26 protein-coding genes are annotated in these 24,928 nt (G+C 65.0%); 14 read left to right on the top strand and 12 right to left on the bottom strand.

What is annotated here, in order from left to right; all coding sequences use genetic code 11:
• Window positions 1–120: 120 nt before the first annotated feature.
• The gene (locus NKF06_RS04330) at window positions 121–342 is read right to left on the bottom strand and encodes a hypothetical protein (RefSeq protein ID WP_058828702.1); all 222 of its coding nucleotides are present in this window, start codon (window positions 340–342) and stop codon (window positions 121–123) included.
• Window positions 343–839: 497 nt separating this feature from the next.
• On the opposite strand from NKF06_RS04330, the gene NKF06_RS04325 reads away from it, so the two are divergent.
• The 5 genes from NKF06_RS04325 (at window position 840) to NKF06_RS04305 (ending at window position 5,395) form a co-directional block, all read left to right on the top strand.
• Complete coding sequence (locus tag NKF06_RS04325; protein ID WP_058828701.1) at window positions 840–1,112, top strand: PRC-barrel domain-containing protein; 273 nt, start codon at window positions 840–842, stop codon at window positions 1,110–1,112.
• A 272-nt stretch (window positions 1,113–1,384) separates the two neighbouring features.
• Entirely contained in the window at window positions 1,385–1,744 is a 360-nt protein-coding gene (locus NKF06_RS04320; protein WP_058828700.1) for a hypothetical protein, read from the top strand.
• A 96-nt stretch (window positions 1,745–1,840) separates the two neighbouring features.
• Entirely contained in the window at window positions 1,841–3,223 is a 1,383-nt protein-coding gene (locus NKF06_RS04315) for a pentapeptide repeat-containing protein (protein ID WP_253244631.1), read from the top strand.
• Window positions 3,224–3,346: 123 nt separating this feature from the next.
• Window positions 3,347–4,246 (top strand): hypothetical protein, encoded by a 900-nt coding sequence (locus tag NKF06_RS04310; RefSeq protein ID WP_058828698.1) that lies wholly within the window; start codon window positions 3,347–3,349, stop codon window positions 4,244–4,246.
• Between the two features lie 132 nt (window positions 4,247–4,378).
• Window positions 4,379–5,395: a cell division protein FtsA gene (locus tag NKF06_RS04305; protein WP_042663325.1), complete on the top strand. Its 1,017-nt coding sequence runs from the start codon at window positions 4,379–4,381 to the stop codon at window positions 5,393–5,395.
• Window positions 5,396–5,479: 84 nt separating this feature from the next.
• Here NKF06_RS04305 and NKF06_RS04300 read toward each other — a convergent pair whose 3' ends face one another.
• Window positions 5,480–5,959, bottom strand: coding sequence for a zinc finger domain-containing protein (locus tag NKF06_RS04300; protein WP_253244630.1), 480 nt, complete (start codon window positions 5,957–5,959; stop codon window positions 5,480–5,482).
• A gap of 127 nt (window positions 5,960–6,086) precedes the next feature.
• On the opposite strand from NKF06_RS04300, the gene NKF06_RS04295 reads away from it, so the two are divergent.
• A complete protein-coding gene (locus NKF06_RS04295; RefSeq protein ID WP_253244629.1) occupies window positions 6,087–7,274 on the top strand; it encodes a tubulin/FtsZ family protein in 1,188 nt (395 codons plus the stop codon).
• Window positions 7,275–7,373: 99 nt separating this feature from the next.
• Window positions 7,374–7,769 carry a histidine kinase gene (locus tag NKF06_RS04290; protein ID WP_058828695.1) on the top strand — a complete coding sequence of 132 codons (396 nt, stop codon included), beginning with the start codon at window positions 7,374–7,376 and terminating at the stop codon, window positions 7,767–7,769.
• A 27-nt stretch (window positions 7,770–7,796) separates the two neighbouring features.
• Here the strand turns inward: NKF06_RS04290 and NKF06_RS04285 are convergent, their stop codons facing one another.
• A complete protein-coding gene (locus NKF06_RS04285; RefSeq protein WP_253244628.1) occupies window positions 7,797–8,054 on the bottom strand; it encodes a hypothetical protein in 258 nt (85 codons plus the stop codon).
• 364 nt (window positions 8,055–8,418) lie between these two features.
• Between NKF06_RS04285 and NKF06_RS04280 the strand changes: the two genes are divergently transcribed.
• Entirely contained in the window at window positions 8,419–10,209 is a 1,791-nt protein-coding gene (locus NKF06_RS04280) for a hypothetical protein (RefSeq protein ID WP_058828693.1), read from the top strand.
• A 47-nt stretch (window positions 10,210–10,256) separates the two neighbouring features.
• On the opposite strand, the gene NKF06_RS04275 is transcribed toward NKF06_RS04280, so the two are convergent.
• Window positions 10,257–11,417, bottom strand: coding sequence for a signal peptidase I (locus tag NKF06_RS04275; protein WP_253244627.1), 1,161 nt, complete (start codon window positions 11,415–11,417; stop codon window positions 10,257–10,259).
• Window positions 11,418–11,866: 449 nt separating this feature from the next.
• Between NKF06_RS04275 and NKF06_RS04270 the strand changes: the two genes are divergently transcribed.
• The 4 genes from NKF06_RS04270 (at window position 11,867) to NKF06_RS04255 (ending at window position 14,593) form a co-directional block, all read left to right on the top strand.
• Window positions 11,867–12,469 carry a hypothetical protein gene (locus NKF06_RS04270; RefSeq protein ID WP_253244626.1) on the top strand — a complete coding sequence of 201 codons (603 nt, stop codon included), beginning with the start codon at window positions 11,867–11,869 and terminating at the stop codon, window positions 12,467–12,469.
• A gap of 67 nt (window positions 12,470–12,536) precedes the next feature.
• Window positions 12,537–13,250 (top strand): hypothetical protein, encoded by a 714-nt coding sequence (locus NKF06_RS04265; RefSeq protein WP_058828690.1) that lies wholly within the window; start codon window positions 12,537–12,539, stop codon window positions 13,248–13,250.
• A gap of 96 nt (window positions 13,251–13,346) precedes the next feature.
• The gene (locus tag NKF06_RS04260; RefSeq protein ID WP_253244625.1) at window positions 13,347–13,901 is read left to right on the top strand and encodes a hypothetical protein; all 555 of its coding nucleotides are present in this window, start codon (window positions 13,347–13,349) and stop codon (window positions 13,899–13,901) included.
• Between the two features lie 98 nt (window positions 13,902–13,999).
• The gene (locus NKF06_RS04255) at window positions 14,000–14,593 is read left to right on the top strand and encodes a hypothetical protein (protein WP_058828688.1); all 594 of its coding nucleotides are present in this window, start codon (window positions 14,000–14,002) and stop codon (window positions 14,591–14,593) included.
• Window positions 14,594–14,617: 24 nt separating this feature from the next.
• On the opposite strand, the gene NKF06_RS04250 is transcribed toward NKF06_RS04255, so the two are convergent.
• Window positions 14,618–15,640 (bottom strand): DUF5305 domain-containing protein, encoded by a 1,023-nt coding sequence (locus NKF06_RS04250; RefSeq protein WP_058828687.1) that lies wholly within the window; start codon window positions 15,638–15,640, stop codon window positions 14,618–14,620.
• Between the two features lie 110 nt (window positions 15,641–15,750).
• On the opposite strand from NKF06_RS04250, the gene NKF06_RS04245 reads away from it, so the two are divergent.
• Window positions 15,751–16,887 carry a hypothetical protein gene (locus tag NKF06_RS04245; RefSeq protein WP_253244624.1) on the top strand — a complete coding sequence of 379 codons (1,137 nt, stop codon included), beginning with the start codon at window positions 15,751–15,753 and terminating at the stop codon, window positions 16,885–16,887.
• 15 nt (window positions 16,888–16,902) lie between these two features.
• On the opposite strand, the gene NKF06_RS04240 is transcribed toward NKF06_RS04245, so the two are convergent.
• From NKF06_RS04240 to NKF06_RS04215, 6 genes are all read right to left on the bottom strand, one after another.
• Window positions 16,903–17,799, bottom strand: a complete 897-nt coding sequence (locus tag NKF06_RS04240; RefSeq protein WP_253244623.1) for a hypothetical protein — start codon at window positions 17,797–17,799, stop codon at window positions 16,903–16,905.
• A gap of 597 nt (window positions 17,800–18,396) precedes the next feature.
• Entirely contained in the window at window positions 18,397–18,786 is a 390-nt protein-coding gene (locus NKF06_RS04235) for a hypothetical protein (RefSeq protein ID WP_058825810.1), read from the bottom strand.
• Window positions 18,787–18,970: 184 nt separating this feature from the next.
• Window positions 18,971–19,279: an ArsR family transcriptional regulator gene (locus NKF06_RS04230; RefSeq protein ID WP_253244622.1), complete on the bottom strand. Its 309-nt coding sequence runs from the start codon at window positions 19,277–19,279 to the stop codon at window positions 18,971–18,973.
• A 147-nt stretch (window positions 19,280–19,426) separates the two neighbouring features.
• The gene (locus tag NKF06_RS04225) at window positions 19,427–19,696 is read right to left on the bottom strand and encodes a hypothetical protein (protein ID WP_058825812.1); all 270 of its coding nucleotides are present in this window, start codon (window positions 19,694–19,696) and stop codon (window positions 19,427–19,429) included.
• A gap of 223 nt (window positions 19,697–19,919) precedes the next feature.
• A complete protein-coding gene (arcS, locus tag NKF06_RS04220) occupies window positions 19,920–21,677 on the bottom strand; it encodes an archaeosine synthase (RefSeq protein WP_253244621.1) in 1,758 nt (585 codons plus the stop codon).
• 120 nt (window positions 21,678–21,797) lie between these two features.
• Window positions 21,798–22,151, bottom strand: a complete 354-nt coding sequence (locus NKF06_RS04215; RefSeq protein ID WP_253244620.1) for a hypothetical protein — start codon at window positions 22,149–22,151, stop codon at window positions 21,798–21,800.
• Window positions 22,152–22,283: 132 nt separating this feature from the next.
• Here NKF06_RS04215 and NKF06_RS04210 point away from each other — a divergent pair, with 132 nt between their 5' ends.
• The gene (locus tag NKF06_RS04210; RefSeq protein ID WP_253244619.1) at window positions 22,284–22,745 is read left to right on the top strand and encodes a pyridoxamine 5'-phosphate oxidase family protein; all 462 of its coding nucleotides are present in this window, start codon (window positions 22,284–22,286) and stop codon (window positions 22,743–22,745) included.
• 103 nt (window positions 22,746–22,848) lie between these two features.
• Here the strand turns inward: NKF06_RS04210 and NKF06_RS04205 are convergent, their stop codons facing one another.
• Window positions 22,849–24,828, bottom strand: coding sequence for a PGF-CTERM sorting domain-containing protein (locus NKF06_RS04205; protein ID WP_253244637.1), 1,980 nt, complete (start codon window positions 24,826–24,828; stop codon window positions 22,849–22,851).
• Window positions 24,829–24,928: the final 100 nt, after the last annotated feature.

The following is a 24,928-nucleotide window of genomic DNA, read 5'->3' as shown; positions in this document are numbered from 1 at the left end:
GCGTACCGCAAGGAGGCACACGGTCCGCATGACCTCGACTACACGAAAAAGCGGGCGACTGAATTGGAGCAGCGAGCGGGGAGACACATCAGCGGCCAATGCCCCGCCGTATCACCGTTTTTAGTTCCCGAATTCGCTCGATAGGATACCGGGGAGGTCGGTCAGCCAACTGACAACCGCGCAGACGACCATCACGCCGACTGCAGCCATGTATCCCCACACCGTGACCGTGTCGAGTACGAAGTCGATAGCGACGAAACCCGAGAGAATGACGGCACCGCTGACCGCCGCCGCGACGATGACGACCAGCGCCCCGTACGCCCGTACCGGATTGTTCACCATACGTGAACCAGTTGGTTCGTCTACATAAACGTGAAGGCCGAGTTTGGTCGTGCCGGAACGACAGCGGTCGGTCGGCGACGGCGCGTGTGCATCGAACTCACCGGAACAAAGCGCGTGCTCACGGTCGAATACGGGGCTAAGAAGGTGGCCAGAGGCCTCAGTAGTGGTGGTGGGTCTGTGGAAGGAACACCGAGGCTCAACTATCCTGACCAGATAGATCTCTATTAGGTTTCCCTAAATACGTATCGGAGGATCGGCATGTCAGCCGCTCACGCTGTCACAAGCGCCCGATTCCGTCCTTCTTCCGCGGCGATACACCGCCGAAACCGGAGTGCTGTGGTCCGGTCGAACGTCGCCGAGTGAGTGTCGAAGACCGCGCAAACCGCGGGTTTTCGCGTCCGCGTTCGGACCCGAACGCCGCAGGAGTCGGGAAGACGGGGGCAACGCGGTCCGTATCGACCGAGGTATTTTTCATTGACACGTTCGATGGCGTAGGTATGGTCCCCCAGTCACCGACGGGCATCGAACCGATTCCGAGCATCGAAGGCCGCCCCGTGTACACCGCCTCAGGGAACCGGTTGGGCGAGGCCGTCGACCTCTGTGTCGACCTCGACGCCGACCGCGTGACCGCACTTCTCGTCTCGGTCGAAGACCCGCCTGAGGGAATGGAAGTCGGCCCGCGGGGGATTCGGGTCCCGTTCAGGTCCGTTCGGGGGATGGCCGACATCATCGTCCTGACGGGCGACCCCGGTATCGAAGCCGTCGACTGATTCGAACACCGGTTTTCACCGTCCACGCGGCCAACGAGCACATATGTTGATATACTCTGCACGACGACCGTATAGCGGGCGGTCGTGTTGGTCAGGATGTGGACAGCACGATTGCCCAGCCACGGGGCTCGTCCCGCCTGCACGCCTCTGACAGTCGGTTGGGCCCCAACCGTTCAGGCCGCGAGTCGCGAGGTCCGCGACCCGCACTGACGGTCGAAAGACGCGAAAACTGTTGTAGATACGTTGATACGAGTGGGTCGAGTAGGCGACGTATGAGCCTCTACGAGTCGATTCACGAGTTCGTCGGTGAGCACGAGACGCTCCGGTCGGTCAGCCACTACGAGGAGATGACGGTGCTTCTGACCGAGACGCGACTCGTGCAGATCCGACACGACGGCGAGCAGGCGACTCCCGAGGAAGTCCGGGAGGTGCGGACGATACAGCTCAACCGTCCCGTCTTCGCCGGCTGTTCGGTCGAACTCGAGTCGGACCGGACCGTCGTCGGCTTCCACGACAGCGCCGGCGAGACGGTTCGGCTGGTCACGCTCCCCGTCCGCGACTTCGAGTTCGCGGCGACGTTCTCGGCCGTCGTCGGCGACGCGGAGGCCGGCGCGCCCTTCATCGAGCGGTAATCAGGTCAGCCGACTGGGTCGGCGACGAAGGTGAACCCGGACGCTCTCGATGTCGTGACAATCTATTTACGTGATAACAACGAACGGTCGAGCGACGTGGAACGCCCCGCTCGCTGTGCTTACAAGCACGTCTTCGACGCCGCCGACGAGACGGGTGCCGACGAATCGCCATCGGTGTGGCGGTGTCCGCACCCCGCGAGCGGTGCGGCCGACCGCTGTCTCTTTCACCGTCCGGTGGGCGAAACGCGGCCCGCGGCCGTCACCGAGGCGCTCCGCGAGACGGTTATCGACCCCGAACGGCCGTCGGCGTTCGTCGGCGGGTCGTTCGAACGCATCGACCTCGCAGGGCTGACGCTCGCCGACGACGCGCCGCTTGATTTCCGCGGCGCGATGGTGAAAGGAGATATCGACCTGCGCGACGCGGCGCTCGGCGGCGCGCTCCGACTCGACCGCGTCTCGGTCGGCGGCGCGGTGTGCATGCAGCGACTCGACGCGCCCGCGACGGTCGTCTGTCGCAACCTTCAGGTCGGGGACCAATGGGTGCTCTGCGGGGCGCGCTTCGGCGAGCGCTTCGATGCGACCGGCTTCAGCGCGGGGGCGGTCGTGGCGACCGAGACACGCTTCGAGGGCGGGGCGACGTTCCGGAAGGGCGTCGTCGACGACGGCGTGTCGCTCGCGAAGGCTCATTTCGGCGGGCCAGCGTGGTTCTCTCACACCCGAGTGGGCGGTCGCCTCGACCTCGGGAACGTCGCGTGCGACCGTCGGCTCTCCCTCGCGCACTGCCGCGTCCGCGGGAGTATCGTCGCCGCGTCGGCGACCGTCGGCGACGGCCTCTCGCTCGAACACCTGACGGTCGACGGCGAAGTCGACGCGACCCGACTCACGGTGAGCGGCGGCATCGACGCGACGAGCGCCGGCTTCGGCGGTCGGATGGACTGCACGGGGCTCACCGCCCGCGACGGGACCGTTGACTTCACGCACAGCGCGTTCGACGGCCCGGTCTCCTTCGACAACGCGACCGTCGAGGGACGGGCGCTCCGCTTCCGAAGCGCGCGGTTTGAGTCGGGGGCGGCGTCGTTCGTCCGCGCGACCGTGACCGGCGGCCTCGACCTCTCCGACGCGGTCTGTGCCGCCGACTCGCCAGTTCGAGTGGTCGAAACCACGGTCGGCGGGAGCGTCGTCTGTGACCACGCGCGCTTCGGCGACGAAGTGTTCTGTTCGGACGTCCGCGTCGCGCGCGACGTGGACTTCTCCGACTGCACCGTCGAGTCGCTCGTCTTCGGGGTGGAAATCGAGGGTCGACTGGACTTCGCGTACACGCACGTGACGGACGCTGCGGCCTTCGGCGACACCGTCGTCCGCGGGCCCGCTCGGTTCACCAGCGCGCGGTTCGACGCGGACCCCACGCTCACCGAAGCGACCCTCGACGACACGGTTGCGGCCTACGACATGTCCGTCGAGCACGCCGGCGGGCAGTAGCGGCTCGGCGGACAGTGACGGTGCGCCGGCGGGTCGTGGCGGGGCGCCGGTTCGGACGCCGGCGGCGGTACGAACCCCGAACCCGGCGAACATTATATGTCGCGCCGGAGAGTGGTCTGAGGCATGTCGAGTGACGGGCAGAACACCCTCATCGCCCTCTACCGGCGGTACGTCGACGCCGACCCCGACGAGACGACCGTCTATGTGGGCTTCGCGCTGTTCTTTACGGCTATCGGACTGCTCGCCGTCGCGCTCGCGGCGGTGGTGTGGAGCGGCGGCATCCCGCCCGAGAACATCTTCAAGTACGAACTCCGTGAGGTCGCGGGCGTCACCGGCGCGCTCGGGATACCCCTCCTCTTGGTGTCTGTCGTGGTCCTGCTTCCCTCCCAGTACCGGTTCCCGACGGTCCTCGCGGGCGCGGGGCTCCTCGTCTGTGCGGTCGCCGTCGTCCAGTTCGTCGGCGCGTACCCCCACAACTGGAACGTCTCCGCGAGCGCCGACCAGAGCGGCCGCATCGTCGGCATCTACTCACTCGGCGCGGTGGCGGTCGTCGCCGCGAGCGGCACGTCGCTCGTCGGCTTCCAACTCGCCCGCGCGAGGACGAGCGGCCCCGCCGCGACTGGGGACAACGCGGCGTCCGAGGCGGCCGACGAGGAAGACGAGGAAGCCGTCTCCGCGCAGGTCCGCCGCGACATGGACGAGGCGATGTCGAACACCGAACTGTCGTGGGGCGGCGTCCGCAAGACCGAGACCACCCGCCTGAAGCTCGATACCTCCGCCGTCGACGACGTGGATCGGGCGAGCTTCGAGAACGCCAAGGTGACCGAGACGCGCGGTGGGGGCGTCGACGACGCGGTCGCCGGGCTACAGGGGCTCCGCGGCGGGAAGAAGGACACAGCGGTCGGCGACAGCACGGACGACCAGGCCACCGCGCTGGCCGAGCTTCGGAAGCAACAGCAGGCAGAGGCCGAACGCGAGGACTCGGACGGCGTGGTGGACCGGATTCGCGGACTGTTCTCCTGAGTCGTCGCGGGACGCCGGGCTATCGGTTCGGCGTTGGATTCATCGGCGGAAGTGAATGTCAAAAGCGCATACAGATTTATGCGACAGCCCTACGACGCGTGAGGTATGGCGAAAGGCCTTGACGTAGGTACCATGAACATCCTGTCCGCGAGCCAGGATGGGAGTGAGACCGTATTTGTCCAGCAGCGAAACTCGTTCGTCGAAATCGACTACAGCGACATGGCGGAGCAGATGCTCTCGCGGAGCGACGTGCTCCACATCCGCAAGGACGACAAGGTGTACGTCGTCGGCGACGACGCACTCAACTTCGCGAACATCTTCGGCAAGGAGACGCGCCGGCCGATGCAACACGGCATCCTCTCCAGCGAGGAGTCCTCCGCGATTCCGATGATCAAGCTCATCATCGAGCAGGTCGTCGGCTCGCCCTCCCGGCCGAACGAGCGCCTCTTCTATTCGAGTCCGGCGGACCCAATCGACTCGGACCTCTCGACGCTGTATCACGACAAGACGCTCGAATCGATGCTCGGCGATATGGGCTACGACCCCGAACCCATCAACGAGGGGATGGCGGTCATCTACAGCGAACTCGCCGACAACAACTTCACCGGTCTCGGCGTCTCCTTCGGTGCGGGCATGACGAACATCTGCTTGGCGTACTACGCGGTGCCGGTCATGCAGTTCTCCATCGCCCGCGGCGGCGACTGGATCGACCAGCAAACCGCCCAGGCCACCGGCACGGCCGTCGACAAGGTCACGTCTATCAAGGAAGACGACTTCCAACTCGACTTCCGCACGGACGTCGGCGGCGTCGAGGGTGCGCTCTCGATTTACTACGAGAACCTCCTCGACTACGTCATCGAGAACATCGAGCGCGAGGTCGACGAGGAAGACATCGAAGAGGGCCTCGACGTGCCCGTCGTCGTCACCGGCGGTACCTCCAGTCCCGACGGCTTCGAGGAGCTGTTCGAACACCACCTCGAAGACTCGACGATTCCGTTCTCCGTCAACGAGGTCCGGAGCATCGACCGCCCGCTGTACAGCGTCGCCCGCGGGTCGCTCGTCGCCGCCCGCTCCGAAGAGGAGTCCGACGGGAGCGCCTCCGAGCCCGAACCGGAACCCGAAGCAGAAGCCGCGCCGGAATCAAACTGAGCGTCGACCCGAACTGACGCACCCGACCGGACAGTACGTCACGACCAAGGTCGACGCGCCGCCGGGAGCGCGCGAACGAGCGCGTTACTCGTCGCCCTCGTCCCCGCGGTCGCCGTCCTCCCCGTTTTTGCGCTGGTAGTCGCTGGACTCGCGGTCAGCGGTGTCGCTGTCACCCGTCTCGTCGGCCTCGACGGCTCCGGACTCGGCGACGCCTTCAGTCGCGTCGCTCTCGCTGTTGTCGGCGTCAGCTTCGTCGCTCTCGGGTTCGGACTCGTCGTCGCCGTCAGCGGACTCGCTGTCGCCGCCAGCGGACTCGCTGTCGCCGCCAGCGGACTCGTCGTCGCCGCCTTCGTCTTCAGCCACCACGCCCCCGTCGCGCTCGCGCGCCTCGCGGACCGCCCGTGCGTGAAAGCGGGCTATCGCGTCGTCCCACGACTCTCGGTTCGGCGCGTCGCGCTCGTGGACCGTCTCGACGCCGACGAAGCCGCAGCGCTCGCAGTAGCGCGCCGCGCGGCCGTCGAGCGAGAGCGTCGAGAGGGGCTGTGAACACCGCGGACAGGTCATGCAGTTTGCCGGTGGTTCTCGCCCGGGTCGTATAGAACTACCCCGTCGGCAGCGGCGGGGCCGGAGAACCACGGGTGACAGTCCGCTAACAGAAGATTCACCACTGATGGCGTGTCACAGAGAGACGATGAAGGTCCTTTGCTTCGGAGTGGGACAAGCGGGTGGGAACGTCCTCGACGCCCTCCTTCGGTACGAACAGCGTACGAACGCCGACTACGTCGTCGACGCGGTGGCGTACAACACCGCGTCGGCGGACCTCCGCGGCCTCGACCTCGTCCCCGAGGAGAACCGCATCCTCTTCGGCGCGGACGAGGTGAGCGGCCACGGCGTCGGCGCGGACAACGAACTCGCCGCGGAACTCGCCGAGCGCGACAGCCGACAGCTCCTTCGCGGCACCGACGGGTCGCCGACCTCCACGGCCGACGCGTTTCTCATCTTCGCCGGCCTCGGCGGCGGCACAGGAAGCGGTGCGGCTCCCGTGCTCGCGAAGCACCTCCAGCGCATCTACGAACAGCCCATCTACGGCGTCGGCATCCTCCCCGCCGCCGACGAGGGCGCGCTCTACTCGCGCAACGCCGCGCGGTCGCTCAAGACGTTCGTGGACGTGACCGACCACGTGTTCGCGTTCGACAACGGGGCGTGGGCGAAAAGCGGCGAGGACGTCGCGCAGGCCCACGACTCGATGAACGAAGAGCTGGTGCGACGCCTCGGCATCCTCTTCGCCTCGGGCGAGGTGAGCGAGTCGGGGACGGTCGGCGAGAGCGTCGTCGACTCCTCGGAGGTCATCAACACCCTCCGCGGCGGCGGCATCTCGACTATCGGCTACGCGGCGAGCGAACTCCCCGAGAGCGACGACGGCGGCGGGTTCAGCATCAAGGGACTGCTGGGCGGGGGGTCGTCGTCAGTGGACGAGCTCGACTCCATCAACCGCATCACGACCCAGACGCGGAAGGCGGTGCTCGGTCGGCTCACCCTCCCGTGCGACGTAGATTCCGCGTCCCGGGGACTGGTCGTCGTCAGCGGCCCGCCCGAGTGGCTCAACCGGAAGGCCATCGAGCGAAGTCGGACGTGGGTCGAAGAACAGACCGGGAGCATGGAGGTCCGCGGCGGCGACTACCCGCTCCCCGAGTCGAACCACGTCGGCGTGCTCGTCCTCCTCGGCGACGTGTCGCGGAGCGACCGCGTGTCCGAAATCCAGTCGACCGCCGTCGAGGCCGAGCGGGACCGCCGCGACCGTGAGACCGGCGGCGACGGCGGCGACGGCGGCGACGACGCGGAGGCAGTCGTCGACGAGCGACTCGATACGTTGTTTTAACCCGGTCGCGTCGCAGACCGCTGCCGGAGCAAGGGCACGGTCGGCGACGCTTCATTCCGGAGAAAGTGTCAAATACGCTCTCGGTGAACAGCTAGGTGCGTGTCTGAGACAAGCATAGCGGCGACGCCGCGCATCCTCGCGTACGGCCCGCAACCCGCGGGTTCGGCGATGGCGCAGTCCGACGTGGACGTGGAGTTCGTGGAGTCGAACCAAGAGTTGTTCGAACAGTTGACCGCGGCACCGGCCCATCTCGTCATCTGCCTCCACGCCCCGCCGATGTTCGACGGCGTCGAGGCGGTCAAGGGTATCCGGCGGTTCGACGCGACGGTCCCGGTGGTGCTAGCGTCGCGAATCCAGAATACAATGCTCAACCTCCAAGCGGTACAGTCGCAGGTCACCTGGAGCGTGAACCTCGCGGGCGAGGGTCCCATCGAGGAGGCGCTGTCAGACCTCGTCAGCGACGCGAGAGAGTGGTTAGAACGGCAAGCGGAGTAGTCACCGGCACGACCCAGCCGGGACTTGTCAGTCGTCGGTCGACGGGAAGTCGAACGGGACTAGCGTCTGCTCCTCCTCGTCGGCCGCGTCGGCGGCCGAGAACGAGACCCGTCTGAGTTCGTTCTGTACGGCCCACAACCGCTCGAAGAGTCGGTCAAACTCGTCGTCTGCGTCGTCCGGGAGGTCGCGAGCGTACTCCCACAGGAGTTCCTCGGCGCGGTCGACGTGGGCCGTCGCCCGGTCGAGTGCGTCGCTGGGCCGTCGTGCCGATGTGTGTTCCGCCATAACAGGAGAGACGATACCGAGAAGCATAGTCGTTTCATTAGCTGTAACAGATATAACATCGTTATAACTATCCGGAGAGATTATTCTTCAGATTGACAATCAGAATCATTTATATATTCGAAGCGACTGTGTCCAATCGGATGCAGCACCGTACAGAGTAACCCCTCGGACGCATCCACTTGACCGAACTCATCCCCCCTTCCCCCCTTCCCCTTAGGTTCGGTCACCCCCTTCGTGGGGCGTAACTAACTGTTCTCGGGAGCCGCAGCCGTCGGACGAGGAGCGCGGCCGACCGAACCGCCGACAGTCGGTGTGTACAAGGCGCTCCACGTCTTACGGACGAGTAGGCTCTGGAGACCGTCGCATGAATCAGAATCTCTGGTACGCCGGCGTCCTCATCGCGGTGCTCGGCGTCACCCTCGCCGCGGTTCCGACGGGTAGTTTTAGTTCGGTCTCCGGACAGCGGCCGGTCGACGTCTCCGTCGTCGACGACGATCGGGCCCTCGTCGCGCTCGAACCGACCGGCGAAGTCGTGACGAGCCCCAGCCGCGGCAACGCCGTGGCGGTCGGGTCAATCGTGAACAACCTCGACACCGACGTGACCGTCGAGTACAGCGCCCGCTTGGACACGAACGCCCTCTCGCTCGCGCAGTCGGGCGGCTCTCCGACGCTCAGCCGGGGCGGCGAACACCAAGTGACGGCTTACTGCCGGCGACCGAACACGGGCAGCGGCGTGGCGACACTCATCGTCGAAGTCGATTCCGCACAGGCGGACGGCGTCTCTATCTCCGATGCGACGCTCGAAGCGCGAGTTGAGTACGATTGCACGAGCGGGAACGGTGGTGGCAATCCCGGCAATGGCGGTGGCGACGATGGCGGCGACGGAGACGGCGGAGATAACGGCGATGGCGACGATGGCGGCGACGGCACCCCCGCGGGGCCGTCGGACGGCGTCGCGTACGTCGACACCGACGAGGACATCGCCTACGACGACGGCGAGCGCGTCCTGACCGAACAGGAGGTCGCGACGTTCGACGATGACGATGCGGTGCTCGTCGTCGGGACCGACAACGGAACCATCGACAACGGGTGGCGCGCTATCGATATCTCGGCCAAGCGCGTCGTCGTCAGGCACACGACGTTCACGAGCGGTGACTCGGTCGATATCGAGGCTGAGACGAGCATCGAGTTCACCGATGTCACCGTCGTCTCCGACTGGGGAGCGGCGACCCTCTCAGGCGAGTCGATAACGCTCCGTCAGTCGACGATAGACGCGAAAAACGGGAAGATAGAACTCGCGGCCGACGGCGGGACGCTCGACGTGCGCGAGAGCGCGGTCCGAGGGAAGAACGACAAGGTCGAACTGACTGGAGAGACGATTCAGGCTGGTAGTGCGACCATCCGGAACACGAACGACGAAATCGAACTCGCAGCCGACGACGGCCCCGTGAACGTCACGGGAGCGACGCTCGATAACCAGAACGGCAAGGTCACCGTCTCCGGTGAGTCGGTTCAGGCCCGCGGCGCGGCCATCAGCACGCGAAACGGGAAAATCGAACTCGCGGCCGACGACGGTTCGGTGGACATCCGCGACGCGAGCCTCCAGAACCAGAACCGCGACATCGAGGTGGGCGGGGAGACGGTGTCGGCGCGGAACGCCTCGATTACGGTCGTCAACGGACGGATTTCGCTCGACGCCGACGACGGCCTCCTCGACATCGAGGACGCGACGGTCCACGGGGAGAAACAGATTGACCTCACTGGCGAGCGCGTCGGTGCCGCGGGCGCGTCCATCGAGACGAAGAACGCTCAAATCGACCTCCAGTCGGGGGCCGGCGACGTGACGCTCGACGGCGCGACGGTCGAGACGAAAAACGCGCAGATTACCGTCGAATCCGCGGGCGAACTCCACGCGAACGAGAGCGTCTTCGAGACGACGAACGCGGACGTGTCGCTTTCGGCCGACGGCGACGTGTTCCTCCGCGACGCCGACCTGCGCACCACGAACGCCGAACTCACCGTCGGACTCGGCGACGCGTCGGCGACGCTCTCGGTCGACGGCCTCGAAGTCGAAGACCGAGACGACACCCTCGACTACGACCCCGGTGGCGCGGGAGTGACCGGAACGCCGAGCGCCGGACAGGTTCGCGGGTAGTCGAAGTCGGGAGCGCGGACGTTGCAGACTATCGGCGTCCAGCGCACTCACAGATACTTGCGTCTGAACTGCTCGACGAGCGAGACGTTCCGGCCCGTCGAGCGCAGCCGAATCGGGCCGAGACCGAGTGCGACGACGCTCACGAGGAGCGTCACGAACGCCAACACGGCGTCGATAGCCGCGATTGCGAGGAGCGGATGAACCTCGTGTAAGCCGAGGATGACTGTCTGCGGGAGCACGGGAACGTACAGCTGTTCGCGTATTTCGCGGTCGTACGCGCCGGTCTGGTCCGGTGCTTGGATGGTGAGCGTCGTGTTTCGCGAGCCCTTTCCGGGGACCACGAACACGGACTGACCGAAGGAGACACCCGGGTCACGGGATTCGAGGACAGTAATAATCGGGACGTAGCCGTTGTTCGTCAGCGTGTAGTCGATGGCCGTCGTCTCGCCGACGCCGACGACGAGTGGGTTCTCGTTCGGCGACTCGGAGCTCACGATGGTCAGTTCCGTCGGCCCCGACCCGAGGACCATACTCAGCGTCGCGGGCGTGACGACGATGACGACGAGCAGGAAGAGAACGACGCCGCTCGTGTAGTAGTCCGGGCGGCGACGGCTGTGCGAACTCTGTTTTCGGCCGCCACCGGAGCCGTCGAACACGAGACTCAGGGCGATGAGAATCCCGCCGATGGCGACGAGGAACATCGGCGATGGCTCCCCGTCGGCGGCGCTCTCGAACCCCGGCAGGCTCCCGATGAGGTCGAACGCGCCGGTCGCAAGCCCGTTCACCGCCCCCACGACGGCACCGAGTTGCGGGATGACGACGACGTTCCCGTTCACCTGCAGCGCCTCGGCGACGATTTGCGAGCGCTTGACCGGCGGCTCGACGCTCTCTTGGTCGGTAAAGGGGTTGGCGTCGCCGCGCGTGATGTACCCCTCTTCGGTCCACCTGACCACCCGGTGGGTCGTCAGCCCGCCGCCGTGGAGTTCGCGCGCGTTGAACACGACCACGTCGCCGGACTCGGGGTCTTCGAGCAGGACCGAGGGGACCGCGATGAAGCCGTCGCCGGGCTCCATCGTCGGTGCCATGCTCCCCGTCTCGACGTAGCCGAGGAGCACCGGCTGGCCGAGCGCCTGCCCGAACAGGAGCGCGACGGCGGCGATGACGAGGAGTCCGAGCACCGCGTATTCGAGGACGTCGCTGAGTTTCACGGCGTGTGTGGAACACTACGTGTGAACCCGTAATTACCTATCGCCGCCTCGTCCGCCCGTTCGGGGCGTAGAGACCGGACGCTCGGGAGCCGGTGGAATCCGTCACGTGTCACGACGCTGGGCTCTCACGTACGCTGTGTTAGTATGTCGTGTTCAATTGTGCCATGATTCGGAAATCGTGTTACCAAGAATCATGCAAAGAGACACCACGAACGTCGGGTTCGAACGAAAATCGACAGACTGTGGGCCGATTTCGATGTCTTAAACCCTCACTTGAACGCCGAAAATGCGCCCCGAAAGGTGGGCTTGAACGGGGGTCGTCGGGGAGAAAGCCGGGCTTGTCGAACGGAACGGCGACCGAGGACTCGTTCAAGCACCGGAATACAAAGTGGGTAGGCTCTGTTGGGAGAGACAACGACGCAGTCACCTGTGTCAGGGAGAACACAACCATGGCAATCAACAGACGCAACATCTTGATCGGACTCGGAGCGCTCGTCGGCGGCGGCGGCGCACTCGTGGGAACGGGCGCCTTTACGACCGTGAGCGCGGCGCGTGAAGTGAGCGTGGACACGGCAGGCGACGCGAACGCCTACCTCACCATTGAAGGCGACGACAACTACGTCAGCAACGACAACAGCGACACGCTGACCATCAACCTCGGTGGCGTGGACGACTCCGGAACCGACCGTGGCTTCAACCAGAACGCGGTCACGACGCTCTCCGACGTCGTCACCATCACGAACAATTCGGCCGACGGGACCGGGGCGACGGTCGGCGTGTCGACTGACGCACCAAGCAACAGTCCGACAGCGTCCGGAAGCGCATCGTTCGTCTTCGGCGACGGGAGCGGCAACGCAGTCGCCGTCGTGACGTTCTACGTGGGCGACGCCAGCACCGACGCGATCGGCTCCGGCAGCACGGTTGACCTGAGTAGCGGCAACTCCGCGGCGCTCGACGTCGAAATCGACACGACGGACTCGACACTGAACAACGCGGGCTCTATCGACGCCGAGCCGTCGCTGACCATCGTCGCGACCGAGCAGTCGTCGTGAAGAGTTTCGAATCAGCCACGATGACCCACTCGACAACCGACACACACCGGTCGCAGAGTACGACAGAATGAAACGACGCACCGTTATCACCGCGATTGGAACGCTCGCAGTCGGAACCGGAACGGTCCTCGGGACGGGCGCGACCGAAGTGCTCTCGTCGAACGAAGACGGGAGTTTCCGCGTCGTTTCACCGGGGGCAGACATCTCCATTACGGTTCCGGACAACCCGGGGAGCGACGTTACGACGTTCCCCGACGCGGGGACGAGCGACGGGAACATCGACTTCGAGGCCCTCGAACCGGACGAACTTCCCAAAGTCCACGTCATCGACCGGTCGAGCACGCTCACCGGCGATATGGTCGAGATTCAGGTCGCCGTTGAAGCGGACCAGAACAAGAACCTCGGGAATATCCTAGACATCACGAACAACAACGCTGACGACGACTACTACGTCGGCTTCGAGTTCACCACGCTCGGCACGGCTGTCACCGACGGCGGCATCACGAAACAAGAGGCGTACACCGCCTTCCAGTTCAAACACGGCGACTCAACGAAGCAGACCGTCTCAACTGACACGTCGTCGATCGATTCCACCGAACCGGCGAACTACGTCATGGTCTCCTCGGGCACCGGGACCGAATCTGTCGAACTCGCCGTAGATACGACGGCAAGTAGCATCGAAGACGCCCTCTCACCTGGTGACTTCGGGAACAACGGCGAGAGTATCACGCTCATCGACGAAGTGACCGCGGTCGCGACACAGGACGACCCGAGCGCGTAGCGCTCCGGGAGAACGCGATACAGCAACCCCATGCCCACACGCCGCCAGACCCTCTTCGTTCTCAGCAATTTCTTCATTATCAGCGGTGTCCTCGGCGTGAGCGCCACGACGACGACCCAGTCCACGTCTGGGGCGAGTTTTCGTATCGTCGCACCGGATTATCTCTCTCTCACGGCGGCGAACGACCCGCCGATTCACGTCGAGACGGACTCGTCCGGCTACGTGACGCGGCTCACCCCCGGCGGCGACGAGAACGGCGTCAACAAGCGCGCAATCACTCGTTTCGAGGATATCGTCCGCCTCACCAACGTCAGCGAGGTCGATATCGACGGCATCTACTTCGAGTTCGACGTCACGAGCGACTCGCTTTCGGCCTCGACGCTCGAAGACGTGGAGGCGGCGCTGCAGGTCACGGCGGGCGACGAGGCGCTATCTCCGGGGACGTCGGGCGACGATTTGCTCGACGTGAGCCCGGCGGTATCGGGGTCAGAGGGCGTTCTCGGACCGGGTGAGTCGATCCCGTTCGGCCTCCAGATTAACCTCATTCCGTGGACGGGACCGGGTACGCTGGAGGACCTTCCGGACCCCGACACGTACAGCGCCACGCTGCGGATTCACGTCGAGCGAGAGTCGCCGGACTCCGGCGGCTAATCGGGCAGGAGCCGTCGGTGCGCTGGGCGAGACGGTATCTGTGTGGTCGCTGACAGCAGAGGAACTATGTACAGCGGGGCAGTATCGACGGTCGATAGATGAGTTCCAGCGGTGCCGGCGGGTTGCTCGGCCGCGCGTCAGCCTCGGATGCCGACGACGGCGGCGAGGGCGACGACGCGCTAACGCGCGACGAGATCTTCGACCTGATGAGCAACCACCGCCGTCGATACACCCTCCACTACTGCAAGCGAACCGACGGCACGGTCGAGCTCTCGGACCTCGCAGAGCAGGTCGCGGCGTGGGAACAGGACAAGGAGATTCCGGACCTGACCTCCGCCGAGCGAAAGACCGTCTACACGTCGCTCCAGCAGACGCACCTGCCGCGGCTCGAACAGGCCGGCGTCCTCCGCTACGACCGGGGCGAAGTCGAACTCACAGAGCGCATGGAGCGCCTCGACATCTACATGGACATCGTCCCCGAGAACTCGGTTCCGTGGGGGGTGTACTACCTCGGTCTCTCGGTCCTTTCGGGTCTCATCGTGGCGGCTCTGTGGGCCGACGTGCTCCCGACGGGGACGGTTCCGCTTCTCGCCTACCCGACCGTTATCGTCGCGGCGTTCGGCCTCTCGGCGGCGTACCACACGGTGACGAATCGTCGCTACCAGTTCGAAAACCTCGAACGGCCGCCGTAGGACGGTCACGTTCGAAGGGGCGGCTCAGAGATTGAGCCACGCGTGCGTGTTGGTCTCGTCGAGCGAGTAGTAGTAGATCTCGCTGCTGTCGATGACGGCGTACGTCTCGATTTCGGGGTCGAAGATGACACGCCGGTTCGTGTCGATGGCCACGTCGACGAGGTCTTCGAGGGTGAGAATCGAGATGTACGGCTTGTTCGCGTCCGTCGGGAACTCGCCCCGGGAGATCCACTCCTCGTGACGACTGTGCGAGATTTTCGTGCGGAGTTCCTCGGGGTCGCTTCGGTACTCGGTGCGGATGACGAGGCCCGCGAGTCCGAACAGCACCAGCGCGGCCGCGGCGAGTCCGCCGTACTCGACGGGGGTCGACGGTTGCGTCACGCTCCGCGCGACGGTCGTCGAGTGCCGCCGGTCGTCGGCCAGCGACCGTTCGAGGTAGTAGGCCCGCCCGGAGAACACGAGCGGCGTGCTCGCTTCGAGCGTCCCGCTGTACGACCCTGTCTGGTACGTCACCGTGAGGTTGAGACTCGTCCTGAACTGACCGACGCCGCCGGTCTCGGTCCGCTTTTGCTGGAGATCGCGGTCGAGCGCGGAGACGTTGAGTACGGGCGCGTTGACGGCGGTCCCGTTGGTGACGGTCGTCCGGTCGTCCACGAGGACAGTCTCGTTCTCGTAGAACGACGAGCCGTCTCGGACGCCGACGGTGCGAAGGACCAATCGCTGTGTGACGTTGACCGATTGATTCGCTGGTACGTCGGTGTGGACGCGGAACGACACGTCGGGCGAAATCGTCATGAAGTAGACAGAGCGGTTCTCCAGCGTCGACCCACGCTCGTAGAGCGTCGTGTCCTGGGTGACGACCGCCCGCGTGTCGACGCCGGTCTCGACCGATTGCACGTTCGTCTCTTCGGTCACCGTCTGGATCGTCGGCGTGAGAAAGACGTAGCCGGCGGCGACTAGACACGCGACGCCCGCGATGGCGAACACGGCGACCAGCACCCGAGCCTGCTGCGTGACGAAGAGCTCGAGGCGGTCGTCAAATCCCATTGTCGAGAGGGGGACGTGGCACTCGCGGGACGTACATACGGGCAGATAGTTCGAGACGCAAGAAAACTTTTGTCCTAGCGACCGATAGGTTCCGCGAGGCAGTACAGTACATGGTCTCCGACCCCGTCGACAACGACCCAGCGGACGAGACTCCGTCGTCGTTCGAAGCCTGGCTGGACCAGCGAATGAGCGAGACCGGTAAATCGCGCGACCAGTTGTGCCAGGAGTTGCTCGCGTCGCACTGGCAACTCAACGAAATCACGGAACTTCTGGGTCGCGACAGCCCCGCCTCGGACGAGAGATCCAGCGAGGCGAAGCGCGCAACGCGCTCCAGAGATGATACGGAGAACAAGCCCGTGAGCGACGACGAACTAGCCGAGGTCCTCGAACTCATCGAGGGGCTCGAAGCGGAGGTTGAGACGGAAGCACAGCGGCGCGCGCACCTCGAACAGTCGGTTCAGGCGCTCACGACGCGACTGGACGAGGTCGATGCCGAACTCGACGAGGTAGAAGCCGCGCTCGACGATGTCGAGGACCTGCCGGCCGAACTCGACGCGGTCGAATCCACCCTCCGCGAGCGACACCAAACGCTCGACGCGCGGTTCGACGACGAGTTCGAGAACCTCCAGACGATTCTCGAGCACCTCGTCGAGACCGACGACCGCGTCGAGACGAAGCTCACGGAGTTCGAGACGCAGTACGGGGCCGAGATACGCGAGATACGCGCCGAGCGCGAGCAGCTTCGCCGGGTGAAACAGGCCGCAAAGGAGGTCGATACCCACGAGGGTGACTGCGAACACTGCGGGGAGACCATCGACCTCGCGCTGCTCACCAGCCCGGAGTGTCCGAACTGTCAGCGCCCGCTGCACGGCGTCGAAAAAGAGACCAAGTGGCTCGTGCTCACCGACTACACCGTGACAGTCGCGAGTAGCGACGGGGGCACGCGGCGCGCACCGAGAGCGAACGCGCGACCCGACGGCGCGAGCGACCGCGACACCGAACCGGGCCCCGCTGGCTCCGGCGACCAAACGCCCGAACCGAAGCGCGGCGCGTCGGGAACGACCGACCGCTCGGTGAGCCAGAGTCGGGCGGCGGTCAACGAGATAATCGACTCGTTCGAGTCGGTCTCGACCGACGGGACCGGCGAGACCGACGAGACGGCGGACGCCACGGGTGCTATCGATCCGGACGCGGCGATAGACGCCGACGAGAACACGTTCGAGTGGAACGAAGACGACGTCCGGTGAGGCGCGACGCCCGTCTCAGCCGAGCGATAGCGACCCGTCGGGTTCGAACTCTATCGTCGCGTCGAACAGGGACTTGAAGGTCCGGAGCGTCTGGTCGTCGTGTCGCGCCGGGTCGACGTGGTAGTGGGCGCGGGCACCAGCCGACGAGATGCGATTCGTGAGGATGTGGAGGAACCGGAAGACGCGCTGGTTGTTGTTCACCGCGGTGATGAGGTTCGAAAGCGAATGCACACAGAGCGTCGATTGAGCCGACGACTCGCCCCACTCGTTCAGCGACTTCGTGATGAGGAGTCCGATGCGACGGAGGTCCGTCGCCTTCGTGACGGTCTTGATAGTTATCGGTAGGTCAGCGGCGTCGATTGTCCCGGAGGCGTCGTACGACTGGACGCTGATGAGCGTCTGGTTCTCGACGCTCCCGACGCGGTAGTTGTTGAGGATGTTGAGCTGCTCTTCGGGCGCCGTCTCGACGGACACGAGAAGCTGATTTGCGGCTCCCGAGTCGCCGGTCATGAGCTGCGTACAGAGGTTGTACTCCGCTGCGGTCTCCGCCGGCCCGACGATGAGGATGTTAGACTGCTCGGAAACGAGGTCGAACACCGCCTCCGCCTTCTCGTCGAAGTTCGCCTCGTCGAAGGGGGCGTCCGGGAGGTCGTCGATGAGGTCCCACTCGGAGGCCTTGTCGTCCGACGCCGACGAGCCCTGTTTCCGCCGAATTGAGTCCGCCAGTTCGGAGAGCTTCGAGGGCGTCTGGTCGGTCGTCGATCCCTCTTCTCCCGCCGGCGAGGCGCTATCGCCCGATTTATCCGAGGCAGGCGTCCCGTCTTCCACGCGGTCCGCAAGGTCAGATAACGACGGCGAGTTCTGTATCTCGGTGTCGGAGTCTCCCGACTCCGAATCGTCACGGTCTGCCATATTAGCCGATGGGTGTGAACATGGATTGCGAGGGAGTTCGTGAAGTGGTGGCGACTGAGCAGGAACGAGAGCGATAACGCGTCCCGTTCCCAACGTGTTGCACTGTTTTGAACTCGCAGGGGGTTCACTTAATGTATGGGGCTTTCCGGGCGAAAGACAAGATAGCCTTATGCTCCTGTCTCGCGAGAACAGATGGACTGACAGATTTTGTATTAGAAGATTAATGAGTATCTGAAATTGAATTTCGTCTGCTCGAATTATGGTAGAGGTTGAAGCGATAGAATTGTTCATTATGAACAATAGCATGAGCATCTTGGAATCGCGTTCGAAGAATTTATTGACAAGAGTGCAGAATACGCTATGATCCAAATGAGTACAGACGTGTGATTTTCTTCTCGATAAAATCAATTAGGAACTCAATTGGCCAGTCTCTGTCTTATTCGTAGGGTTCGTAAAATCGTAGACTCTGTTCTGGCCGCGAACGTGGGGTCGCACAGCTGCAGAGTAGAAATTCGAACTTTTAGCATTTCTGGAGGCGGCCAAAGCGCTATTCGGGCCGAGAATCGACCAACCAAGTCAGAAAATCTAGTGTGTTGGTTACTTGCCGAATCTGATACCGTCTTCGACCAGTCGAAGGTTTCGTTCCCGGTCGATGTGCGGCTTCAGCCAGTCGTACTCCTCGATTTGGAGGATGAGGTCCGCTTGGAGGTTCCGCCACGCGATGGCGTAGATGGGCGATTGCCCCCACGCGCGGAGTTCCGGGATGAACTCGTCGTAGCGCTCGTAGTGGCCTTCGAGGCGTTCGAGCGCGTCGACCACGTAGCCGGCGGCCTCCGATTCCGTCTCCGCGCCGTCGATGGCCCGGTTCAGTCGGGTTTCGAGCCCCTCGACGGCGCGTTGCATGTCCTGTGCCGCCGTGCCGTCGGCCTCCGGGAGCGAGTCGATGATAGGCTTCGGAACGCCGAGCGAGAGTGGTTCGATATCCATGCCTCGCACTGGGCGGCAAGGCGGCAAAAAGGCGGCGACGGTCACAGCACGGTGCGGACATACTCCGACACCACGACGCCGGTGGGGCGGCGGGGTCGAACAGCATCGCCACTCATCACCGAGAACAGCGCGCCGGGGTGCCTCCGAAAGCCGTCCCGACCTCCGGTTGCGGCGCGTTGCTCTGTTACGCGTTCGTCTCGTCGGTCCGCGCCCTGAGTTCGGATTCGACGAGGGCGTCGAAGTCGACGCCGTCTGTCCGGTACTGGTCGCGGTTGTCGATGACGACCAGCCCTTTGTCTGTGATTTCGTACAGCCCGGAGTTCGGCGCGGGCCCGACTCGCGCCAACAGGCCGTAGTCCGCCAAAATCGGCAGTCGCGTGTTGATGTACGAACGGTTCTTATCGAGGATATACGAGAGATTCACGGCGGTGTTCCGCCTCCTATCCGAGAGTGCCTCGAGGATATCGAAGTCAGTTGGGACGGCCAACTTCATACATGGTTGTTCGCAGCCGCTGTTAAATAAACAGCTTATGCGAAATTCAAGGCTAAAACCCCGCCCTTCAGGGCGGGGAGGATGTCAACGGGAGGGCGTGCGGTCGGGTTCGCGCGGCGAGGGGCGACAGGGGCGGCGGGTTCGGTTTTATCGATGTTCGAGCGCGTCGCGTGCGAGGCGCAGGTCCTCGATAATCCGCGCATGGCGGTCGATTGCATCGTCGATGTGTTGCGCCGTCGCCGCCGTATCGGCCCCGGCGTCACCGTGGTACTGCGCCTGCAACAAGTGCGACTCCAATGCCCGTGACGTGGAGTCACTCGCCGACAACAGCGCCTGGGTAATCGTCCAGTCTATCGTCCCATCGTCGGGGAGTTCGTCGAACTCCAACCGCTCTCCCTCGTGTCGTTCTACCATCATGGCCCACGTTGGGACGTGATACTATTTAAAGTTATAGCGACGTGATAATTCCGACATTCCGAGTTCGACAGGAAACACACTATACGTACCATTTACTGGCGTTTCGGGGGCGGTTAACGACGGCAATAAGTATATCAAAATTAAGTAACTTCGACCGGTGGCGATGAGATGTCCTGCGATTTCCGAGGCGAGTCGGGGCCGCGTCACCAGACCCGCGTTCGCGTCACCGCTCTTCGACGTGCCGAATCTCGACGCCGATACCGCGCGTGGACTCGACCAGTTCGCGACCGCCCATCTCCGCGCGACCGATGGCGAACGCCTTCGGTCCCTCGACGACGACCTCGTCGCCCGGCCGAATGTCCTCGTCGGCGTCGACGACGCCCGGCGCGAGGACCGACCCGTGCGGGACGAAGCCGTCGATTTCGACCGTCTTCGTCGGTGCGTCGCTGTCGCGCCACACCTTCGCGCCTTCGAGCGTAAAGGAGAGCACGCCGTACTGCGGGACCATCGTCGCCAACTGCACGCCCGCGTCGTTCCACACCTGCAGTTTGGGATACCGACTCGTCATCTCCAACTCCACGTCGGCAAAGAGCGCGTCGCCCGCGTCCGGGCCGAGTTGGTAGTCGGCGAGCGCCTTCACGACGTTGTGCTCGCGCTCCTCGCGGGTGAACTTGGGTTCGCCGTCGAGCGTCCGCATGAGGTTCCCGATGGACTCCGTCGTCGTCGGGTGTTCCGAGACGGTGAACTCCACGTCGAGGTCCAAGTCGTCGGCGACGCGCTCGACGATTTCCGTGTACGCGCCCGGCGGGAGGTGCGCGATGATTCGCGGGTAGTCGTTGCGCTCCAGGTAGCGCCGGAGCACCTCGGCGACGAACGACTTCTCGTCTTCCGACCAGTCGCCCGTGACGACCGAGTCGTAGTGCTGGGCGGGGTAGGTGAGTTCGAGCTCCTGCGGGACGACACCGATGGGCGAGGTCATCGACACCATGTGCGCGCGGTACTGGACGGCCTCCTGGAACTGCCGGTGGCTCTGGGACTCGCTGTAGGGCTTTTTCGCCGAGCACGGCAGGAGCACGAGCGGGTTGTCGAAGCGGTTCCGGTAGCGTTTGGTCACGCGGTCGGCGAACCGCTGAATCTCCACGCGGTCGATGGATTCCTCGGAGGCCGCGGTGAGTTCCGAGTCGCGGATGACGGGGACCCGTTCCTCCATGAAGCTGTACTGCTGGTCGAACCGTCGGAACAGGGCGGTCAGCCACTGGTCGTGGCGGGCCTGCCCCTCCACGTAGTCCCGGAGCCGACCGTCGCGCACGCGGCGGCGGACCCGCGCGAGTTCGGCGCGCAGGGCGTTGGCGTTGTGGTCGGCCGCGTCGGCGCGAGTGAACTCCGAGGCTGGTTTGCGGCAGGCCTCGCAGGCGCAGGGGAATTCGTCGAGGTCTTCGAGGAAGTACTCGCCGTCGCTCGTGAGGTAGAACCCTTCGAGGCCGCGGGCGCGGGCGAGTGTCTCGTCGACGAGGTCGACGCCCGCGTAGACGAGAAGCGAGACGTTCCGGGGCGTAGCGACGCCCGAGAGCATGAGCGCCGTGTCGGCGGGCAGGTTCTCCTTCGCCTCGATGACGTTGTTGCGGAAGGCGCGCGCGTGGCCGACGAAGCCCTGCGCGTCGGAGAGGACGTAGGCGTCAGCGCCGTAATCATCGGCCGTGTCGGCGGTGACGACGGCGGCCGAGGGGAAGTCAACGTCGGGGTAGTCGACGGCGAACGACTCGCGCACCTCGTCGGCGCTCCCCGCGGGAAGCGAGCGGTGGGGGAGCACGGTCAGCACGTCGTCGGAGCCGTCGGGGAACTCGCGCTCGGTCGCCCAGAGGCTGCCGGCGTCCGCGAGCACGTCGTCCACGACCGCCGGCGTCGTCACCGCCTCGGAGAGCCGCAACTCCCCGATTCGGGCGGCGCCGTCGCGGGCGTGAACCTCGAAGTAATCGGTCATACCCGCTTTCGGCCCCCGATAGCCAATTAACTTGTCTTCTGCGGGCGCGCCGAGCCGGGCGGGACGCCGGGCGTCGTCGTACACGGCGAGTCACGCGAAAAACAGCGGAGACGAGCCGGATTACTTGCTCGACCGATCGTCTTCGACTTCGATGCGCTGGGGCTCTTCCGTTCGCGCGTCGGTGTCGTCACCGCCGCCCAGGAGCGACGATTGCAGGTTCTTCGCGAACGACTCGACCTGGTTTCGGAGCGTCTTGACCTCCGCCTCGAACTCCTCGACGGAGCGCTCGACGTAGTGGACTCGCTGAATCGGAATCCGGCGGACGACGTCGTTGCCGCTGGCGTCCTCGTCGCGTTTCACGATCCAGTGGTCCTGAAAGTAGGCGATGTTCTCGTTTTCGACGCGTTTCTCGACGGTTCCCTCGTCGGGGTCGTCGTAGACGATTACCGCCGTACCGAGGTCTGTGTCCGTCATCACGGGTGCTTGTGTCCAGACACTTCTATGTCTGGTGGCACAGCGAACTCGCCGGCGACCGAACCCACCAGTTCGGCCGCTCTACTTCCACCGAGCCTACCGAATTTAGCCCGCTCCGCCCGAACAGCCACTATGAACGCCTCCGACCCCACCGGCCCGTGGTCACGCGACCGCGTCGACGACTTCCTCGCCGACGCGACCGCCCCGGTCCGACTCTCGTGTCGCACCCCGGCGGACGACCTCTGGATGCTCTCGCTGTGGTACGAGTGGGACCCCGAGGCGGCCGAACTCCGGTGTGCCACTTCGGCCGACGCCGACGTGGTGCGGTTCCTCCGCGCCCACGACGACGTGGCGTTCGAAATCTCGACCAACGACCCGCCGTATCGGGGCGTCCGCGGCCGAGGCACCGCGACCGTCGAACCCGACGCGGAGAAGGCGGTTCTGCGGCGACTCATCGTCCGGTATCTCGGCGACACCGACTCGGAACTGGCCGAGCGACTGCTCGCGCCCGACCGCGACGAGGTCGTGATTCGGATTCGGCCCGAGCGGCTGCATACGTGGGACTACGCAGCGCGGATGAAACAGTCGAAATAACCCCAAAGCGGGGCGCGTGCCGCGCGGGGGTGGCTTTTGGCCCGCGCGGCGTACGAAAAAGGGTGCCTCTGTGTGGTTGTGGACCGGTGCGTCGTCAGCGGGATTACCGACGTCGGACGGCGACGAGCGCCGTCGCGACGAGTGCGACGAGGGCCACGACGAGGCCGAAGCCGGGCGCGTCGGTGGACGACTCGCTCGTCGTCTCCATCGACTCGTCGGTCATCTCGGTCGTGGGTTCGTCGGTCATCGTCTCGGTCGGCTCGTCCGTCATCATGCCCTCGACCGTGTAGTCGGCGGTCGTGACGACCGCGCCGCCGGCGGCCACGTAGGGTCCGTCGTGTTCGCCCTCACTGGTCACGAAGTCGTAGGCCTCGTTGCCGTTGGTGTCCATGTGCGCCATCGGGACGACGGTGCCGGACTCCTCGAGCGGCGTGTCGAGGGTGATTTCGACGTTCTCGTGGGTGCCGGGTTCGAGGTACGCGGAGGTGCCGCGGACGCTCTCGAAGACCTGACCCTCGGTGACCGTCGCGTCGTGGACCGTCACGAAGCCGCCGTTGTGGAGCGTGACGGAGTCGACGGTGACGGTCGTGCCGTCGCCGGACTGGGCCATCGCGGTCACGACCGCGTTGACCGAGGTGTGGGCGCTGGCGACGACCGCGCCGCCATCAGCCGTGAAGGGACCGTCGGCCTCGCCCTCGCTGGTCACGAAGTCGTAGGCCTCGTTGCCGTTCGTGTCCATGTGCGCCATGGGGGTGAGCACCTGCGAGGAGCGAATCGGCTCGTCGAGGGTGACTGCCACGTCTTCGTGGACGCCGGCGGGCAGGTACATCGAGGTGCCGACCACGCTATCGAACACCGCGCCGCCCGACAGCGACGGGTCGTGAATCGTCACGAAGCCGCCCTCGGAGAGTTCGACGCGGTCGACCACGACGGTCGCGCCGTCCGAGGACTTCATCGTGTAGTCGACGCTGGCGGAGACGGTCGCGTTGCCGCTGTCGACGACGGCGCTGCCGTCAGCCGTGTACGGACCGTCGGCCTCGCCTTCGGACTCGGGGAAGGTGTACATCTCGTCGCCGTCAGAGTCGACGTGCGCCATCGGGACGACGGTGGTCGTCTCGTTCAGCGGCGAGTCGAGTGTGACCCGCACGTCGTGGTGCAGGCCGGGTTCGAGGTACATCGAGGTGCCGCGGATGCTCTCGAACACCGCGCCCTCGGTGACGGTGCCGTCGTGAATCGTCACGAAGCCGCCCTCGGGCAGGTACGCCGAGTCGACGACGACGGAGTAGCCGCCGGTGGCCTTCGCGGTGTAGTTCACGCTCGCCGTGTCGGAGGGCATGGCCATCGCGGTGTCGACGACGGCGCTGCCGTCAGCCGTGTACGGGCCGTCCGTCTCGCCTTCCGACTCGGGGAAGGTGTACATCTCGTCACCGTCGGTGTCCATGTGCGCCATCGGGACGAGCGTCGTGTTCTCGGTCACGGGCGCGTCCAGTTCGACGCGGACGTTCTCGTGGACGCCGGCGGGCAGGTACGCCGAGGTGCCGCGGATGCTCTCGAACACCGCGCCCTCGGTGACGGACGCGTCGTGAATCGTCACGAAGCCGCCCTGCGAGAGTTCGACGCGGTCGACCACGACCGAGTCGCCGGTCGTGGGCTGGTCGGACATGGAGACGGTCGCGCTCGCGTTGACCATCGCGGTATCGACGACAGCGCTGCCGTCAGCCGTGTACGGGCCGTCCGCCTCGCCGTTGGCCGCGACGAACGAGTAGACGCGGTCGCCGTCGGAGTCCATGTGGGGCATGGCGACGAACGTGCCGGACTCACCGACGGGTTCATCGAGGTGGACGGTCACGTTCTCGTGGGTACCGGCGTCAAGGTACGCCGACGAACCGACGACGCTCCCGAGGACGTTACCGTCCGTGACGGAGGCGTCGTGAATCGTCACGAAGCCGCCGTCGGGGAGCGTGACGGAATCAACCGTCACGGTCGTGCCGCCTGTCGCTTGGTTCTCGAAGGAGACGGACGCGGTCTCCTGTTGTGCCGCTGCGGCCGCCGGGATGCCCCCGACGACCACGACGAGTGTCATCAACACTGCGAGTGTGCGTCGCATGTCTCAGAGGGGGACGAATATTTAAAAGAAGATTTTCCGAACTGTCACCCAAATCTCTCCCCGATGTGCCCCCAGT

Source organism: Haloferax sp. AB510 (assembly GCF_024136985.1).
In the GTDB taxonomy this organism is placed as follows: domain Archaea; phylum Halobacteriota; class Halobacteria; order Halobacteriales; family Haloferacaceae; genus Haloferax.
This window is presented reverse-complemented; position numbering and strand designations above follow the sequence as displayed.